Genomic DNA, 723 nt, shown 5'->3' with positions numbered 1-723 from the left:
GTTTGCTGGGGTGAAGTTTTCTGGGTCTCCTAGGAGGTTGGGGGAGAATAGGGCTAGTGTTAGGAATGGGGTGAGTATGAGAGTTAAGCCCAGAATGTCTTTGAAGGAGTAGTATGGGTGAAATGGAATTTTGTCAGAGTCGGATGAGATGCCTAGGGGGTTGTTTGAGCCTGATTCGTGTAGGAAGGTGAGGTGGATGATAGTAATACCTGCGATTGCAAAGGGGAGGAGGAAGTGTAAAGCGAAGAATCGGGTAAGGGTTGGGTTGTCGACTGAAAATCCCCCTCAGGCTCACTCTACTAGGGTGTGTCCAATGTAGGGAATTGCTGAGAATAGGTTTGTGATAACGGTGGCCCCTCAGAATGATATTTGGCCCCATGGGAGAACATAGCCCACAAAGGCGGTGGCTATGAGTGTGAGGAGGAGGATTACTCCTGTGTTTCAGGTTTCCTTGTAGAGGTANGATGTGAAGGAAGATACAGATGAAGAAGAATGAGGCGCCGTTTGCGTGGAGATTCCGGATGAGTCAGCCGTATTGTACGTTCCGGCAAGTGTGGGCTACGGAGGAGAAGGCTAGGGATGTGTCTGCTGTGTAGTGCATGGCTAGTAGTAGGCCGGTGAGGATTTGGGTCATGAGGCAGACTGCTAATAGGGAGCCGAAATTTCATCAAGCAGAGATGTTGGATGGGGCTGGGAGGTCGATTAGGGAGTTGTTAATTATTT

2 pseudogenes are annotated in these 723 nt (G+C 49.4%); both read right to left on the bottom strand.

The window, feature by feature from the left end:
• Positions 1-429 (bottom strand): annotated as a pseudogene (locus EF384_RS09995) (cytochrome b N-terminal domain-containing protein); the annotation flags it as partial.
• A gap of 97 nt (positions 430-526) precedes the next feature.
• A pseudogene (locus EF384_RS09990) lies at positions 527-652 on the bottom strand (hypothetical protein); the annotation flags it as partial.
• Positions 653-723 lie beyond the last annotated feature (71 nt).

The organism is Aerococcus agrisoli (assembly GCF_003797145.1).
Lineage (GTDB): Bacteria > Bacillota > Bacilli > Lactobacillales > Aerococcaceae > Aerococcus > Aerococcus agrisoli.
This window is presented reverse-complemented; position numbering and strand designations above follow the sequence as displayed.